The sequence below is a fragment of the Rhodopila sp. genome (assembly GCF_965277165.1).
Classification (GTDB): Bacteria; Pseudomonadota; Alphaproteobacteria; order Acetobacterales; family Acetobacteraceae; genus Rhodopila.
Window position 1 is genome coordinate 1,133,346 of sequence record NZ_CBDICE010000005.1, and the last position, 15,743, is coordinate 1,149,088.

Here is a 15,743-nt window from a genome sequence, read left to right on the forward strand (position 1 = left end):
CGCGCGGGCTGGATCAGGCGCCCCCGGTGTCGCGACGGCCGATGCGAGGTTCGGTTCCGGCGATCAGGCGGCGGATGTTGGTCTGGTGGCGCACGAACACCAGCACGGCAATGGTTAACGCCAGCTTAACGACGCTGAAATCCTTCAGGATCAGGCCGACCAAGGGGGCCGACGCGAGCGCCACGAGCGAGGCCAGCGATGAGAGCCGGGCAATGGCGGCGACCACCAGCCAGACCGCGCACGCCGCCAGACCGACAGGCCACGCGGCGGCGATCAGCACACCAAGGGCAGTTGCGACGCCCTTTCCGCCTTTAAAGCGAAGCCAAACCGGGAATAGGTGGCCGAGCACGGCGGCAAGGCCGGCGAGCATGGCGATGTCGGGATCGGCCAACCAGCCGGCGATCAGCACCGCGGCAGCGCCCTTGACTCCGTCAAGCAGCAGGGTGGCCGCAGCCAATCCCTTGCGTCCGGTGCGCAGCACGTTGGTTGCACCGATATTGCCGGACCCAATGCCGCGGATATCCCCGGCCCCGGCCAGCCTGGTCAGCAATAGGCCGAACGGGATCGAGCCCAGCAGATAGCCGAACAGGCATGCCAGGATTGTCATGATTCCGTCGGAGATCACGCGGTCAGTCCGTCAGAGCGGGCTCGTCCGCCGCGAGCCCGGTCTCGAAACCATCGAGGCTGAGAACATTCTTTTGGCGGCGATAAGCGGCCACCGCCGCCTCGCCCTTGGTTTCCGCCCAGCGCCGCAGCGTCGGACGGTCTTCCTTATAGTCGAACAGCGGCACGCCGTAGCCACAACTGGTCTGCACCAGGTCGATCGCGAGGCGAATGATCTGCCGGGCGCCGGGTGTGTCCTGATTGTCGTAAGCAGCGGCCAGAAGGGCGTGGTACTCGGGCGTGCCGCGTGGTAGTGACCGGCCCTGGCCGTAGAGTCGCAGGATCATCGGGGCGGCCTCGAAACCGCAGAACATGATGGTCAGCCGGCCCGAGGCGCGCAGATGGGCGGCCGTCTCGTTCCCGCTGCCGGTCTGATCGAGGTAGGCAACGCTGTTCGGGTCCAACAGGCGGAATGCGTCGGTGCCTCGCGGCGAGACGTTGACGCGGCCACTGGCAGCCGCCGAGGCGGTGAAGAAGACATGCTGCCGCGCGATGAATGCGGCGTGGGCCGGTTCGATGTGCGCGAACTGCTTTGCCATGGGATTCCTCTTGAAACCGGGGCGATTCGCATCCCCATCGCCCGGCGCGGGACGGCGGGGCAGCGCTTCCCTATAATACCACGGATCTTCGGTCAGGACATGGTGGCGGTGAGCGTAAGCCTTCGTCTGGTCATGGCCACGCCACGAGCGGTCGGCGCGACTTGGACATTCGAGGGGATGGTTGGCAGTCTGGTGAGGTCGCTGGCAATTTGCCACGACAGGAGCATCGGATGGGCCGCTATAGCATCTACTGGGAGGACGTGGAGCCGGGGCAGCAGCTTCCGGCCTTCACCTATGAGCTCAGCCTTTTGCGCCTCGTCGCCTTCGTTCGCGCCAGCGGACTTTATGATTATGTCCATTTCGACGGCGACTACGCGCGCATGGCCGGTGCGAGGGATGCTTTCATCTCCACGCCGCACGTGGCGGGCCTGTTCGGGCGTCTGCTGACCGACTGGTCGGGTCCCGAAGGCGAAATCCGCTCGCTCACCTTCAGTATGCGGACGCAAAGCTGTACTAACGATATGCTTGAGGTCACCGGCCGCGTGGGGCGCCGCTACCGCGGAGAGGATGGCGCTTACCTGGTCGATCTGGTGGACCTCAATATCGCGCACGCCGTGGCGGCCGAGGCCGCGAGCGCGACGGCGACGATGGCCTTGCCATCGCGTTCGGGAGAGAAGGCCCGACCGCTGAACGCCGCCGGATCGGTCCAGACGGACGGGTCCGCAACGGACCTTCCCGACTTCGCGCAACCGTTCCTGGGCCAGTCGCGGCAGGCAGGAGGGCTGCCGGCGCAACCGCTGACCAAGGAGGAAATCCAGCTCTGGTGTGAAGCGCTCGAGGATTGGAATCCGCTCTATTGGGACGAGGCGTACGCGGCTTCGAGCCGGCATGGCGGCGTCATCGCTCCGCCCACCTCCATGTTCTTCGGTGCTGGCTCCGCGGCCAAATTGGGGATCGGTTACCTGAAGCCCGGCGAACACATTCCGGATGCGGTGCGCCAAGGTCTGACTGGCATTCCGCTGTTGCAGTCGTTGCGGCAGAGTCTGGTGCAGGGGGGCACGTTGGTTAGTCCACCAGGCTATCCTGAAATCGCCGTCGTGCGGGCAGCCTCGCGCTTTTTCATTCCGCTGAAGCCTGGAGACACCGCGCGCGTTGAACTCAGGATGAAGAGCTGCAGTCAGAAGAAAACGACCAAGCTGGGCGAGGGCTACTTCATCACCACGGAACGGCTGTTGTACAATCAGCGGGCCGAGCTGGTGCGCACGCAGGAGTTTACGGTTTTCCACTACCAAGTCTGAAGAGAGGCGTGCCCCGGCCAGTCTAATTAGGGTGCCGGGGCACTTTCCTTTCAACCGCCGCCATCGATTGTCAGCACCGTCCCGGTGGTGTAGCCCGACACCGAACTCGCCAGGAACGCCACCGCATTGCCGATCTCGCGTGGGGTCGCCGGCCGGCCGAACGGCATCGCCGCACTCAGGTCCCGCCAGCGGCTCTCATCACCCCATTTCTGCTTCGCTTCCGCCTTGCGCAGCATTACCAGCCGATCGGTCTCCACCGGCCCAGGGTTGATCGCCACCACCCGCAACCCATCCGCCGGCGCGCCTCGGCCCAGTGCTCGGGTAAACGCCATCAGCGACGCGTTGCCTGCCGCGCCGGCGATATAGTTGGTGGGAAATTTCTCTCCCGCCGAACCGATCACGTTGACGATCACGCCGGCCTTGCGGGCTTTCATCTGGGCGTAGATCACCCGGCAGAACGAGATGTAGCCGAACACCTTCAGATCCCACGCCTGACGCCACTTCGCATCGTCCACCGACGCCACGTCGCCGGGCGGGATCGCCCCGGCGTTGTTCACCAGCACGTCGAGCTCGCCGGCCTCAGCCGCGACTTTGCGGACCGATGCGTCGCTCGACAGGTCGGCGGCGATGGTGCGCACGTTGACCTGCCGCTTGCTGCGGATCTCCGCCGCCGCGGCGTCGAGCACCGAACCATCACGCGCCACCAGGATCAGGTTGCAGCCCTCCTCGGCCAGTACCTCGGCGGCCGCCTTGCCGATGCCTTTCGACCCGCCGGTGATCAGCACCGTCTTGCCCGCCAGTTGAAGGTCCATCACTGCCCGCCTTTCTGTTTTTGTGCGCTTGTTTGAGTACTCAAACCTCGGCGCGTCCAGTCGCGCCGGTTCGCCTAAAGCGGATCGCCGCGCCAACAAGGCCCAAGAAAGCACGGCGCGGCTATGCCTCAGCGACTCAGGCCGCCCGATTACCCGACCTGGGCACGCCTTCGAGCCCGGCAGGCTTCGCCGAAGGCGGTGAAAATAGCAACACTGTGCGGGTTGGTGGCAAACCCCCACTCCGGATGCCACTGAACCCCCAGCACCCAGCCAGGCGCCGACGGCATCGCCACCGCCTCGATGGTGCCGTCCGGCGCCCGCGCCTCCACCACCAACCCGGCCCCCAGCCGGTCGATCGCCTGGCCGTGCAGCGAGTTCACCTCGATCCTTTCCGCCCCGACCAGCCGGGCAAGGCCGCCGCTGACGCTGATCGGGTGCTTCGGGCCATAGCGCACCTCGTGCGCGCCTGCACCGCCGCGATGATCGCTGATGCCCGGGTGGACATGCACCCGCTGGAACAGCGACCCGCCCAGCGCCACGTTCAACTCCTGGATGCCGCGGCAGATCGCCAGCACCGGGATCGCTGCGGCGATCGCCGCGCGGATCAGCGGCAGCGTGGTGTGGTCACGCTCCGGGTCGTGCAGATCAGGCGTCTCGCTGTCGCCGCCGGCATAGTGGCTGGGATGCACATTGCTGGGACTGCCCGGAACCAGCAAACCGTCCAGCGTGTCCAGCAGTCCGAGCATCGGCTCGCCCAGCGGCGGGATCAGCACCGGCAGCGCGCCGACGCAGCCCAGCACCGCCTGGGCGTAACGCGCCGGAGTCTGGTGGAACGGCATCTCGGCGCCCAACGGACCGAGAGCCTTGGCGCAGGCAGGGATGCCGACGATCATGCCCGGACAATCATGCAGGGACAGTTTCGGGGCGGATGCGGAAGCGGTCGGCGATCACGGCGCCCAGCATGCCACAGAACATCAGCGCCGCCATGCCCCGGGGCGTACCGTCGGTTAGCAGCCCGACCAGCACACCGGAAACCGCGCCGAGGCCGAACTGAAAGGTGCCCATCAGCGCCGATGCGCTGCCGGCGTGCGCGGCATGGCGCAGCAGCGCCCCCGCCGTGGCGTTGGCGTTGTTGAACCCCTGGCAGCCGATCACCAGCACCAGCGGCGCTACGATCGCCGCCAACACATGGACCCCGCTGAACGCCAGCACCAGCAGCACCGCCGTGCCGCAAAACGAAACCCGCGCCACCATCGTCAGCATCCGCGACAGTCCGAAATGCGGCAGCATCCGAGCATTGAGCTGCGAGCAGATCACCAAGCTGACCGCGCACAACCCGAAGATCATCGCGAACCCGGTCGGGCTGAGCCCGAAGCCGTCCTCGAACACCGGCGAGCAGCCGGCCAGATAGGCGAACAGGCAGAACGTGCTGCAGCCGCCCATGATCGCGTGGTTCAGAAACGTCTTCTCGCGCGCGATCACCAGGTAGCGCGCCATCTGTCCAGTCAGGCTCAGTTGCGTGCGCCGCTCCGCCGGCAAAGTCTCGGGCAGCACCCTCCAAGCGGTGATGACGCAGGCGGTGCCGTAGATGGTCAGCAGCCAGAAGATCCCCCGCCAATGGGCGAACGCCAGGATCGCACCGCCGATGGTCGGCGCCAAGATCGGCGCCACCCCCATCACCAGCACCAGCCGCGACATCATGATCGCCGCCGCCTGGCCCTCGGCCAAGTCGCGCACCACCGCGCGCGATATCACCATTCCAGCCGACGCCCCGAACGCCGCGACCGCGCGGAACCCGGCCAGCGCCGCCAAGCTGGGCGACAGCGCGCAGCCGATGGTGCAGAGCGTGAACACCAGGAAGCCAGCCATCAGCGGCCCCCGCCGGCCGAACCGGTCCGACAGCGTGCCCTGGGTGATCTGGCCGACCGCGAGCCCGGCGAACCAGGTCGCCAGGGTCAGTTGCGCGGTGCCCGGCGCGGTGTGGAAACTGGCCTCCACGGCGGGGAACGCTGGCAGATACATGTCCGTTGCTGCCGGCCCGACGGCGATGAACAGACCAAGCAAGGTTGGCAACCAGCTCGGATGGACTGCCCGGCGTGCGTCGTGGAGGCTCATCCCGGCTCGATCTGGCGGTTGGAGGTGGATGAGCGTCGTCCCCGGCGCGGTTCTCGTTGCTCTACACGTGCCGGAAAAACGCCGCCGCGGTCAAGGGTTTCGCGATCCGCCGAGATTTTGCCGCACCACCGGGCACGCCGCCGCCGCCCAGCCGGTGCGGCCCTGTCGGTCCCGGCCAGTCGTTACCGGCCGAACCCCGCTCGGCTCTGCTCGGTTTCGCGCTGAACGTGCGCGTTGACAGCCGGCTGTCTTTGGCTTTAGTCCCCGCTTCCCGACGCGGAGGGGTGCCCGAGCGGCTAAAGGGGGCGGACTGTAAATCCGCTGGCGTGCGCCTACGTTGGTTCGAATCCAACCCCCTCCATTTCGCAACGATTAAGTCAGGAAGCTCCGAGAAAGTCAGTTAATCAGCAGGTTGCACGCACCTTGATACGCCGAACACTCGCTATACCTGCTGGGAAAAGTGCCCTTTGGGTAAATCTGCCCACAACAATCTTTATCTCTGCGAGGCTTTCCGCGGGCGGGCACAAGTGCAATGAGTGCGCTATATTCCTGATGTACGTTGGCAATAGGATAGGGTATTCAGGCTTTGCTGAAGCTGCAGTTCGAAGCGGGCCGGATTGGCGGCAGCCAGACGACGATTGATCTCGACCGCTTGGTGAGCCGCATCTACAGCACTCGCGTTGTCGCACTTCGCAACCAACAGCGCCAGGATGTCGAGACTATAGGCGAGGTCGCCCTCAAAGCGTGCCGGGTCAGTTGCGGACCGCCGTCGAAGAGTTTCTACCGATCGTTGGATTGCCTTAACCGCTGCGGCGCTGTCTTGTCCGACGCTGGAAACTATGGCCAGGGTGCTAAGCGCTGACGCTAGGAGGGGCTCGAAATCGAACGCTTTGGCTGTCGCCAGAAATTCGAGAATTGTGACCGCTTCCCGGATCGCTCGCAGCCCATCTGCCGCCGACCTCGCGGCGGTCATTGGTATAGCCAAATTCACGAGAAGTAGGGCTAGATTCGGGTAAAATTTAACAGGATCGTCGGCTGCCAAACGGCGGTAAATTTCGACAGCTTGCTCACTCGCATCCAAGGCGGCTGTATTGTCCTTCGACTCGCTCAAGCGGTTGGACAAGTTACTCAGGCTTAGAGCTAGAAGTGGCTCGAAGGGGTGCGGGTGTGTGGAGGCCAGTCGACGAAGGATACAGACAGCCTTTTGATTTGCCGCCAAAGCACCGACGGCATCACCCACATCATACTTTCGAATAGACAAATGGTGCAGAATCTCCGCGCGCTCAGTGTCATCGATGCTCGATGCGGATAGCCGGATGTGGCCAATTTCAATGGCTACGGGTGCCAGACGAAAAGTTGTCGAGCTTGATTTTAGAAGATAATCCCAAACGGTAGCCAACTCCGGGGCGCCTGTCACAGCTTCATTCATCCACGCGGCAAGCGACTGGGCAGACTCTCCATGCAGCGTTGCAATATCATGTGACAGACGCCCCAATCGATCGACCTCGACTGCTTTTCTTTCGAACAAGGTCGCGGCGATCCAAGCGGGGGCGGCTTGTGGCCTTTCCTTGACGGTTTGATGGAGTAATTCGGCGGCAAGCAAGTCCGGTTGTGGAGCGAGAACTTGACCATCATACCACCAGCCAAGAGAATCGACCTTGTCAACAATCCGCTCGGGCGTTGGCAGACCAATATCCGGCGCGATTCTAGCCAAATGCTTCAGCGCTCGCTCGTCCAGTCCCGCACGCAGTGCCGCCAACCCATGCAGCCGAGATGCCGCCTTCGCCTCCGGCCATCCCGCGCCTAAGGCAGCAGTATCTAGGCGCATTCGTTCGCGGGCGACTAATGCCTCAACGATTTCCGTTCCAGCGAGTGTGAAGGTGGATGCCTCATCGACCACGGCGTGTAAGGCAGCAGCTGTGCCGAACAAAGGCAATCCGTGTATTTCGGGATTTTGGCCGTGCCACTCGGAAATAACCAAATCATCCAAAGTTGGCAAAGCCACGCCGATTAATTCGGCGAGTCGTCCAACTACATCGCGAACAAGCGTACACGTTTGCAGAGGGCGCAAAGGTCCAACTGTCGTTTCAAACGTGTCAAGGAATTCGCTGACCTGAGCGGCTATAAAATTATCCTGCCACCAGCCCCTTCCCCGGCGGCTTACGAGAACCACGCGTATTCTGCTCGGTGGCTTTTCCAAACGCCCTATTCCGCGAAGGAGGGCGGTAACCATCTCGCGGGCCGCCTCCGGGTAATCGACAATCAGAAATAGGCCTTGTGCCGCTATGGGAAGTCTGGTCGATTTATCGAGGTTCGCTATGCCAGCGCGCCAGCCAGTCCGTAGCAGTTGGTCGGCGACCTCTGCCGCAAGCCGGGTTTTACCGGAACCACCTGGCCCGGTTAAGACGCGGATCGCAATTAGACGCGGATCATCGCGCGCCCATGCAAGCAGGTTCGCTATATCAGCCTCTCGACCAATCAACCTGCTTGCAAGTCGCGACCGCCAAGAAAGCAAATTGAATGGGCTCGCTTCTGGCCGGCTTGATACATCCCTCCACGGCGGGTCGAGTATTTGTATCTCCGGTTCGAGCATCGCGTTTTGAGAGACGTTCCCTCCAACATTGCCTATAATAACGTTGCCGAATATATCTCCAATCGTCACCCGGCTATTATTGAAAATCCTCCTGAAAGGGTAAAGCATTATTTTGAATTCCCGGTAATCAGGGTCACTACACTAACGAGGACACCAATAATCGCGATAACCCAAGCCACCCGATCTGGACGGGGTTTTTCGGCACGGGCGCGGGCAGTGGCTACTTGCGAGACATCGCCGGATACATCACCCACTACCGCATTACCGGTGATGTCGCCGGATCGGAGTGAGTTGCGTTTGCGAGAACCGCGAAGCACGGCAGCTAAGATGATCAGAGCAAAGCTGAAAAGATAAAGATACGAATGCATTAATCACACCCTGCTTCACCGATCTCAACATCCTTTTGGATCATTCCGAATAGCCTGCGCTCGAACCGCTCTTAGGCGCCATGTGCTGAAGGATTCGCTGAAAGCCTGCCGCACGCTGTACGCGGCAGGCGACAAGTTCGGGCATCTTGACTGAACCCGTCAAGTTACGTTCACCCGTTAACGATGGATCGTGAGATTCGACCTGCCTTGGGTCTTCTACTGTCGTCGTCAGGCTCAGGCCTCGGGATACATGACACCACTTATGATATCATGATGCGAGCTGGTCGCGGCAGAGGATTGGGATAGATGTCGGCAATGATACCCTTCCATTCCCAACACTCGGCCGGACTGAGCCAGCAGTGCAGCCGGCCTTGAGGTTCCTTCAAGTGGTGCTACACAACAGGTTCTTTATATCCTGACCGTTGACGCCTTATAACTTGCTGACCAAACAGAAACTCTCGGGATTTGGGTGATGTCCCCGTGTCCAATCCATCGAGGCCCTGAGCTGTCACATCCTTCGCCGACCGGACCCCGGTTTGACATTCCCCCCCAGCGATGCGATCCAAAACGGAACAGCAACCGGAGCCGCATGTGAACGATGCGCCACCGCACGGCGACACGCCGCTGCGATCGATCGATGCCGTCGAACACGGTCTAAGTCAGGCCGGCTACATCGCCAGTCGCCAGATCTCCACCGCCATCTACATGGCGCAGCACCTGCGCAAACCCATCCTGGTCGAAGGCCCCGCCGGCGTCGGCAAAACCGAGCTGGCGAAATCCGTCGCCACCTGGCTGAAGCTGCCGTTGATCCGCATGCAGTGCTACGAAGGTCTCGACGAGTCCAAGGCACTGTATGAGTGGAAATACGGCAAGCAGTTGCTCTACACTCAGATCCTCAAGGACAAGATCAACGCGGTGATCGGCGATGCCGACAACCTGACCACCGCGCTCGACAAGCTGCACGCCTTCGGCGACGTGTTCTTCTCGCCCCAATTCCTCGAACCCCGACCGTTGCTGCGCTCGCTGCAGGAACCCGGCGGTTCGGTCCTGCTGATCGACGAAATCGACAAGTCCGACCAGGAGTTCGAGGCCTTCCTGCTCGAGATACTGTCCGACTACCAGGTCACCATCCCTGAAATCGGCACGATCGGCGCCAGTGTGCCGCCGATCGTGCTGCTGACATCGAACAGCACCCGCGACCTCGGCGACGCGCTGAAGCGACGCTGCCTGCATCTGCATATCGGCTTCCCCGACGACCGGCTGGAGGCCCGGATCATCGCCTCCCGCGTGCCGGGCATCGACGCCAGCCTGCTCAAGCAGCTGGTCAGCTTTGCCCAGGCGCTGCGCGGCCTCGACCTGAAGAAGGTGCCCTCGGTCAGTGAAACCATCGACTGGGCGCGTATCCTGCTGCTGCTGCACGCCTCGGTGCTAGAGGTCGACCTGGTGCGCGACACCTTGAACGTGCTGCTGAAGTTCGAGGCCGATATCGAGGCCGCTGACCGCCAGCTTGCCGGCCTCACCCACAAGGCGAGGCAAGACGCCGGCCTGACCTGATGCCAACCCCGCCCGACGCCGTCGCCCCCGCCAGCGAGCCGTTGCGACGCTTCCTCCAGGTCGCCCGCGGTGCCGGCCTGCGTGTGTCCGCCGCCGAGGGGATCGATGCCGCCCGCGCGGTCGATCTGATCGGCTTTTCCGACCGCACCGTGCTCAAGGATACGCTGGGGCTGCTGCTGGCCAAGACGCCGGAGGAAAAGACCGCCTACGACGAGGTGTTCGACATCTACTTTCAACGCGACGAACTCGCCGCCGGCAGTGACCCGGCCGACGCCGCCGCGCCGGCCTCGGATCAACAACCGCACGCGCCCAACGCCGTAGGCGATGGCGTCGGTGGCCAGGGCGGCCAGTCACTCAGGTCATTATTTGAAGAGGACGATCGCGCGACGCTGGCAACCGCGATGGAGCAGGCGGCGCGCGAGTCCGGCCTCGAAAACATCCGCTTTTTCACGCAAAGAAATCTCTACGCTCGCCGCATCCTCGACCGCATGGGCCTGCGCCCGCTGGAACGCGACATCGAGCAGTTGCGCCAGTCCGCCACCGCCGAAGGCCTGAACCGAGCGCAATTCCTGCAAGCCAGGGTCGAGGCCCTGCGTGATTCGGTGCGTGACTTCGTCGAACGAAACCTGCTGCTGTTCGCCCGCGGCGATACCGAGAAATTCCGCGAGGAACTGCTCAAATCCGCCCGGTTGTCCAATCTTGAACGGCGCGATCTGGATCGCATGCGTATCCTGGTGCGGCAGATGGCGAAGAAACTCGCCGCGCGTTACGCCAAGCCCAGGCGGCGGCGGTTGCGCGGCCAGCTCGATACCAGGCGCACCCTGCGGCGCAACATGGGTTGGGGTGGCATCCCGTTTATCACGGTATGGAAACAGAAACGCATCGAAAAGCCGCGCGTCATGGTGCTGTGCGACGTCTCCGGGTCGGTCGCCGCCATGGCGCAGTTCCTGCTGATGTTCGTCTATGCGGTCAACGAGGCGCTGTCCGACATCCGCTCCTTCGCCTTCGCCGGGTCGTTGATCGAGGTGTCCGAGATCCTGGAAAGGCACCCGGTCGAGGACGCCATCGCCCAGATCATGTCGCTGATCGGCTTCGGGTCGTCGAACTACGGCAACGCGCTGGCCGATTTCGAGGATGGCTGGATGCGCTTCGTTACCAACAAGACCACCGTCATCATCCTGGGCGACGCCCGCGGCAACCGCACTGACCCGCGCACCGACATCCTGGCGCGGCTGTCGCAACGCTGCAAACGCATCATCTGGTTGAACCCGGAATACCGTTCGGCGTGGGGCACCGGAGATTCCGACATGTATCGCTACGCCCCGTTCTGCAACCTGGCAACCGTCTGCAACACCCTGCGCAACCTAGAGCGCACCATCACCGACATCCTGGATCACTCCACCTGAATCGCGACGGCACCACCCCAGGGGTCAAGGCCCGGCAAGGTCTGAAAGAAGTCAAGCGGATCGAACCCGGAACGCTCAGCTTTGTCTCTCGGCGCGAGGGTTGAACCATCCTGACGATCGGATAGCGCCCCGCGCCCCACCCGGATCGAGGGCGCCGGCGGAAAGCCCGATACCGGCCTGGCGAGACCCGCAACCATTGCAAAGTCGCGCCCGCCCGTAACCCTTTGTTAACAAATAACCGCCATAGTCCACCCCGGCGCGAACCACCGCGTGACCAACTCTGCCGGGAGTGAAGGATGCGGCTACTCCGCCGATGGCCGGCCTGGTGCCTGATTGCGGCGATCGGACTGCCGGGCTTCGCCCACGCACAGGAAAGCGGCCGGTTGCTGGCCACCTCCGGCGTGGCACAGATCGAAGGCGCCGCCGGCGGCGGCCTGGTGCCCTGGGCACTGATCGCCGGCTACGGCACCCGCGACGCGATCGGCGCCGAGGCACACTATACATTCGATGCATTGCCCAGCTTCACCCTGCACGGCGCCGGCGCCGCGGTCGGCCTGTACAATCGGGTCGAACTCTCCTATACTCATCAATGGTTCGACACCGGATCCACCGGGGCGAAGCTCGGGCTTGGTTCGGGATACCAGTTTCAGCTCGATGTCATCGGCGCCAAGGTCCGCCTGTTCGGCGACGCGGTGTATGACCAGGATAGCTGGATCCCGCAGGTCGCCGCCGGCATGCAGTACAAGACCTCGTCCAACGGATCGGTGCTGCGCGCGATAGGCGCCCGCAGCGCCGATGGCGAAGACTATTATCTGTCTGCCACCAAACTGTTCCTGGCACAGAGCGTGCTGGTCGATGCCACTGTGCGCGCCACCAAGGCCAACCAGTTTGGCCTGTTGGGCTTCGGCGGCGACCGCGATCAAGGCTACACTGCGCAGTTCGAGGGTTCCGCGGCGCTGCTGCTGCGCCAAGACTTCGCCATCGGCGCCGAGGTCCGCACCAAGCCCGACAACCTGGGCTTCGCCCACGAAGGCACCGCCTACGACATCTTCGCCGCCTATTTCGTCAACAAGAACCTGTCGGCGACGGTGGCATTCACCGCGCTGGGTCCGATCGCCAATCAGGGCAATCAGAACGGCGTCTATTTTTCCCTGGTAGGAGGATTCTGATGCGGCTGATAAGATCCGCCGGCGTTGGCGTGCTGTTCGCCGCGACCATCGCGGCATCGGCGCTGGCTCAAGACAGCCTGTTCAAGGATCTCGGCGGCCAGGCAGGTGTCACCCGTATCGCCGACCAGTCGGTCAGCTTATTTCTTGCCGACAACAGGGTGAAGGCGGACTTCGATAATACCAATCTCGACCGGCTGCGCCAGCGGCTGGCCGACCAGTTCTGCCAGATCACCGGCGGACCCTGCGTCTATCGCGGCCACTCGATGGCCGAGGCCCATGCCGGTCTCGACGTGACCCAGGCCAAATTCAACGCCGTGGCCGAGGACGTGCAGACCGCGATGCGCCAGATCGGCATCCCCTATTGGACACAGAATCGGCTGATGGCACGCCTGGCGCCGATGCAGCGCGATATCGTCACCAAATAGCCAGGAGACCGACCGTGCGCATTCGCTCGATACCCGTCCTCGTGGCCGTCATGGCGGCGCTATCGGTGACCACCCTCGCTGCGGGCATGGTCACCGTGTCGCAGCAAAACCGGGCCTTCACCGTCGACCGCCTGCAGCTTGCCCGCGGTGACACCATCCGATTCAGCAATGATGACAAATTCCGCCACCAGATCTACGTCGAATCGCCATCCTTCACGTTCGAATCCGATGAACAGGCGCCGGGCACCGCCGTGGATATCACGTTCCCACAGGCCGGCCTGTTTCAGGTCCGCTGTCATATCCATCCCAAGATGCTGCTCCAGGTCGAAGTGCATTGAACCCCGAATCACCGCCGCGCAGGAACGATTGTGTCCATACGCTCTAAAATACTATTTGGCTGCGCGGCGCTGACCCTGCTGGCGGCGGGGCTTGGTGCCTATGCCCAGAAGGCGGAACGCGATCTGGGTTCGTTAGCGTTACGGATCTACGACGACGCCTTCATGGGTGTCAGCTATCTGCGCTCGGCACAGGTCGGCTTCGCCGAGTTGGCGGCCTCGGCCCATCGCGGCCCGGTGCAGCCGGACGCGGTCGAGGCGGTGCTCGACGATCTGTCGGTGGCGCGCGATCGTGCCATGTCGCCCGAGGGCCGCGACGCCGCCAGCCGGCTCGGCGGCGCGGTCGCATCCGCCGTTCACCAGCCCGACCAGGTCGCCACCGAACGAGCGCTGGCGGCGGTGCAGTCGGAATTTGAGCAGGCCGTCGAAACCTTCGCCGGGGATGGCTTCCACTATCGCCGCAGCGTCGAGGCAATGGTCGCGGCACAAGCCCGGCGCACCTCACTGGTCATCGGCCTGACCGTGCTGGGCGCGCTCAGCATCACATTTCTACTCAATGGGCTGATCGCCCCGCCGGTGCGCAGGGCGGTCCGGGTCGCCCAGGCCATCGCCTCCGGCAAGCTCGACAATGTGATCCCGGTCACCGGCCGCGGCGAGACCGCGGAACTGCTACGCGCCCTGTCCATCATGCAGTCCAGCATCGCTGACGCGCTGGCCCGGATTCACGCACTGATGCAGCAGCAAGCCACCAGCCACGCCGGTGAACTGGCCCGGCAGCATGCCAGGCTGGAGGCGGCGCTCGATAACATGACCCAGGGGCTCTGCCTGTTCGGGGTCGACGGGCGCCTGGTGATCAGCAACCAGCGCTTCGCCGAGATGTTCGGAACCCCCAACACCGAGGCGCTGGTCGAAACCGTGCTGCACGACGCCGGCCTGGACCTGCTGGTGGGCAATGCGCGTGACACCTCGCTATCGGCACTGACCTGCGAACTTCCCGACGGCAGGGTGATCGCGGTGTCCCAGCACGCCGTGGCTGGCGGCGGATGGGTCGCGACCTACGAGGATATCTCGGAGCGCCGCGCGACGGAGAGCCGGATGGCCCATCTGGCCCGTCACGACGGCCTGACCGGCCTGCCCAACCGCCTGCTGTTCACCGAGCACCTCGCCGGCAGCCTGGCTCGGGCGCGGCGCGGTGATGGTATCGCGATGCTTTGCCTCGATCTGGACCGCTTCAAAATCGTAAATGATACCCTGGGCCACGCTGCCGGCGACGAGCTGTTGCGGCTGGTTACCGAACGGCTGCGCCAGTGCACCCGTGAAACCGATCTGGTGGTGCGTCTCGGTGGCGACGAATTCGTCATCGTGCAGGAAAAGGCCAACCAGCCGACCGAGGCGACCGCGCTGGCCAAGCGCCTGGTGGACCTCATGGGCAAGCCGTTCCTGATCGATGGCCGCGAGGTGGTGATCGGCGTCAGCATCGGCATCGCGCTGTCGATGGATGGCCTGGAAGCCGGCGAGGCCCTGTTGAAGCGGGCCGATCTGGCGATGTATCGGGCAAAGAACGACGGCCGCGGCACGTTCCGTTTCTTCGAACGAGAGATGGACGATGCCGTGCAGATCAAGCGGGCGCTAGAACTGGACCTGCGTCAGGCGCTGAACGACAAGCACTTCGAGGTGTTCTATCAGCCGCTGGTGCAAACCGGCGGCATCGCCGGGTTCGAGGCGCTGCTGCGCTGGCGCCACCCGAAGCGCGGCATGGTCAGCCCCGCCGACTTCATTCCGATCGCCGAGGAAACCGGCCTGATCGGCCCGATGGGGGCATGGGTGCTGAACCAGGCCTGCGCCGACGCGGCGACCTGGCCGGGCACACTGAAAGTGGCGGTCAATCTATCGCCGCTGCAGTTCCAGGGCCGATCCCTGGTCGATGACGTGGCTCAAGCACTGCAGGCGTCGGGTCTCGCGCCCCGCCGCCTGGAACTGGAAATTACCGAATCGGTGCTGATCCAGGATGCCGACAGCGTGCTGAAGACGCTGCACGCGTTGCGCGCGATGGGCATCCGCATCGCGATGGACGATTTCGGTACCGGCTATTCCTCGCTCAGTTACCTCCGCCGTTTCCCGTTCGACAAGATCAAGATCGACCAGTCTTTCGTCAAAGGCATTGCCGAACAGGAGGATTGCCGCACCATTGTGCGCGCGGTGATCGGCCTGGGGCGGTCGTTGCACATGTCGGTCAACGCCGAGGGAGTCGAGACCGAGGCGCAACTGGAAGCGCTGCGGTCCGAGGGGTGCGGCGAAATTCAGGGCTATTTCTTCAGCAAACCGAAACCGGCGCGGGACGTCCTGGAAATGCTGCGTGAGCATGGCAACGCGACGCTGGCGATCCAGCACGACCCCGAACGGCAGCCCGTGGATGTCTCGGTCGCGGCGGAATAAGGCACATGGAGAGCGAGCCCCACACGTCCG

General features: G+C 63.6%; 14 protein-coding genes and 1 tRNA gene. 8 read left to right on the forward strand and 7 right to left on the reverse strand.

The window, feature by feature from the left end; translation table 11 throughout:
• Positions 1–13 precede the first annotated feature (13 nt).
• Both plsY and ACQY4Y_RS05945 read right to left on the reverse strand, forming a co-directional pair.
• Complete coding sequence (gene plsY / locus ACQY4Y_RS05940) at positions 14–607, reverse strand: glycerol-3-phosphate 1-O-acyltransferase PlsY (protein ID WP_428489630.1); 594 nt, start codon at positions 605–607, stop codon at positions 14–16.
• Positions 608–629: 22 nt separating this feature from the next.
• Positions 630–1,202 (reverse strand): pyridoxamine 5'-phosphate oxidase family protein, encoded by a 573-nt coding sequence (locus ACQY4Y_RS05945; protein ID WP_428489631.1) that lies wholly within the window; start codon positions 1,200–1,202, stop codon positions 630–632.
• A gap of 230 nt (positions 1,203–1,432) precedes the next feature.
• Between ACQY4Y_RS05945 and ACQY4Y_RS05950 the strand changes: the two genes are divergently transcribed.
• Complete coding sequence (locus ACQY4Y_RS05950) at positions 1,433–2,500, forward strand: FAS1-like dehydratase domain-containing protein (protein WP_428489632.1); 1,068 nt, start codon at positions 1,433–1,435, stop codon at positions 2,498–2,500.
• Positions 2,501–2,550: 50 nt separating this feature from the next.
• Here ACQY4Y_RS05950 and ACQY4Y_RS05955 read toward each other — a convergent pair whose 3' ends face one another.
• From ACQY4Y_RS05955 to ACQY4Y_RS05965, 3 genes are all read right to left on the reverse strand, one after another.
• Positions 2,551–3,312: a short-chain dehydrogenase/reductase gene (locus ACQY4Y_RS05955; protein WP_428489633.1), complete on the reverse strand. Its 762-nt coding sequence runs from the start codon at positions 3,310–3,312 to the stop codon at positions 2,551–2,553.
• 149 nt (positions 3,313–3,461) lie between these two features.
• Positions 3,462–4,205: a gamma-glutamyl-gamma-aminobutyrate hydrolase family protein gene (locus tag ACQY4Y_RS05960; protein WP_428489634.1), complete on the reverse strand. Its 744-nt coding sequence runs from the start codon at positions 4,203–4,205 to the stop codon at positions 3,462–3,464.
• Positions 4,206–4,215: 10 nt separating this feature from the next.
• The gene (locus ACQY4Y_RS05965) at positions 4,216–5,427 is read right to left on the reverse strand and encodes a multidrug effflux MFS transporter (RefSeq protein WP_428489635.1); all 1,212 of its coding nucleotides are present in this window, start codon (positions 5,425–5,427) and stop codon (positions 4,216–4,218) included.
• A gap of 278 nt (positions 5,428–5,705) precedes the next feature.
• Between ACQY4Y_RS05965 and ACQY4Y_RS05970 the strand changes: the two genes are divergently transcribed.
• Positions 5,706–5,788 (forward strand) — tRNA-Tyr (locus ACQY4Y_RS05970).
• Positions 5,789–5,968: 180 nt separating this feature from the next.
• Here ACQY4Y_RS05970 and ACQY4Y_RS05975 read toward each other — a convergent pair.
• Both ACQY4Y_RS05975 and ACQY4Y_RS05980 read right to left on the reverse strand, forming a co-directional pair.
• Complete coding sequence (locus ACQY4Y_RS05975; protein ID WP_428489636.1) at positions 5,969–8,128, reverse strand: hypothetical protein; 2,160 nt, start codon at positions 8,126–8,128, stop codon at positions 5,969–5,971.
• A complete protein-coding gene (locus ACQY4Y_RS05980) occupies positions 8,128–8,388 on the reverse strand; it encodes a hypothetical protein (RefSeq protein WP_428489637.1) in 261 nt (86 codons plus the stop codon). The genes ACQY4Y_RS05975 and ACQY4Y_RS05980 overlap by 1 nt, the downstream gene beginning before the upstream one ends.
• Positions 8,389–8,979: 591 nt before the next feature.
• Here ACQY4Y_RS05980 and ACQY4Y_RS05985 point away from each other — a divergent pair.
• The 6 genes from ACQY4Y_RS05985 to ACQY4Y_RS06010 all read left to right on the forward strand — a co-directional run bounded on the left by ACQY4Y_RS05985 (position 8,980) and on the right by ACQY4Y_RS06010 (position 15,713).
• Entirely contained in the window at positions 8,980–9,942 is a 963-nt protein-coding gene (locus tag ACQY4Y_RS05985; protein WP_428489638.1) for an AAA family ATPase, read from the forward strand.
• The gene (locus ACQY4Y_RS05990; protein ID WP_428489639.1) at positions 9,942–11,348 is read left to right on the forward strand and encodes a VWA domain-containing protein; all 1,407 of its coding nucleotides are present in this window, start codon (positions 9,942–9,944) and stop codon (positions 11,346–11,348) included. Before ACQY4Y_RS05985 ends, ACQY4Y_RS05990 begins: the two co-directional genes overlap by 1 nt.
• A 296-nt stretch (positions 11,349–11,644) precedes the next feature.
• The gene (locus tag ACQY4Y_RS05995) at positions 11,645–12,517 is read left to right on the forward strand and encodes a DUF3034 family protein (protein WP_428489640.1); all 873 of its coding nucleotides are present in this window, start codon (positions 11,645–11,647) and stop codon (positions 12,515–12,517) included.
• Positions 12,517–12,942, forward strand: a complete 426-nt coding sequence (locus tag ACQY4Y_RS06000) for a group I truncated hemoglobin (protein WP_428489641.1) — start codon at positions 12,517–12,519, stop codon at positions 12,940–12,942. Before ACQY4Y_RS05995 ends, ACQY4Y_RS06000 begins: the two co-directional genes overlap by 1 nt.
• Before the next feature lie 14 nt (positions 12,943–12,956).
• Positions 12,957–13,280: a hypothetical protein gene (locus tag ACQY4Y_RS06005; RefSeq protein WP_428489642.1), complete on the forward strand. Its 324-nt coding sequence runs from the start codon at positions 12,957–12,959 to the stop codon at positions 13,278–13,280.
• Between the two features lie 30 nt (positions 13,281–13,310).
• A complete protein-coding gene (locus ACQY4Y_RS06010; protein ID WP_428489643.1) occupies positions 13,311–15,713 on the forward strand; it encodes a putative bifunctional diguanylate cyclase/phosphodiesterase in 2,403 nt (800 codons plus the stop codon).
• Positions 15,714–15,743: the final 30 nt, after the last annotated feature.

Excerpts from the sequence above, each read along its gene's own strand:
- plsY (WP_428489630.1), bottom strand. The coding sequence starts at position 607 with ATGACAATCCTGGCATGCCTGTTCGGCTATCTGCTGGGCTCGATCCCG.
- ACQY4Y_RS05945 (WP_428489631.1), bottom strand. The coding sequence starts at position 1,202 with ATGGCAAAGCAGTTCGCGCACATCGAACCGGCCCACGCCGCATTCATC.
- ACQY4Y_RS05950 (WP_428489632.1), top strand. The coding sequence starts at position 1,433 with ATGGGCCGCTATAGCATCTACTGGGAGGACGTGGAGCCGGGGCAGCAG.
- ACQY4Y_RS05955 (WP_428489633.1), bottom strand. The coding sequence starts at position 3,312 with ATGGACCTTCAACTGGCGGGCAAGACGGTGCTGATCACCGGCGGGTCG.
- ACQY4Y_RS05960 (WP_428489634.1), bottom strand. The coding sequence starts at position 4,205 with ATGATCGTCGGCATCCCTGCCTGCGCCAAGGCTCTCGGTCCGTTGGGC.
- ACQY4Y_RS05965 (WP_428489635.1), bottom strand. The coding sequence starts at position 5,427 with ATGAGCCTCCACGACGCACGCCGGGCAGTCCATCCGAGCTGGTTGCCA.
- ACQY4Y_RS05975 (WP_428489636.1), bottom strand. The coding sequence starts at position 8,128 with ATGCTTTACCCTTTCAGGAGGATTTTCAATAATAGCCGGGTGACGATT.
- ACQY4Y_RS05980 (WP_428489637.1), bottom strand. The coding sequence starts at position 8,388 with ATGCATTCGTATCTTTATCTTTTCAGCTTTGCTCTGATCATCTTAGCT.
- ACQY4Y_RS05990 (WP_428489639.1), top strand. The coding sequence starts at position 9,942 with ATGCCAACCCCGCCCGACGCCGTCGCCCCCGCCAGCGAGCCGTTGCGA.
- ACQY4Y_RS05995 (WP_428489640.1), top strand. The coding sequence starts at position 11,645 with ATGCGGCTACTCCGCCGATGGCCGGCCTGGTGCCTGATTGCGGCGATC.
- ACQY4Y_RS06000 (WP_428489641.1), top strand. The coding sequence starts at position 12,517 with ATGCGGCTGATAAGATCCGCCGGCGTTGGCGTGCTGTTCGCCGCGACC.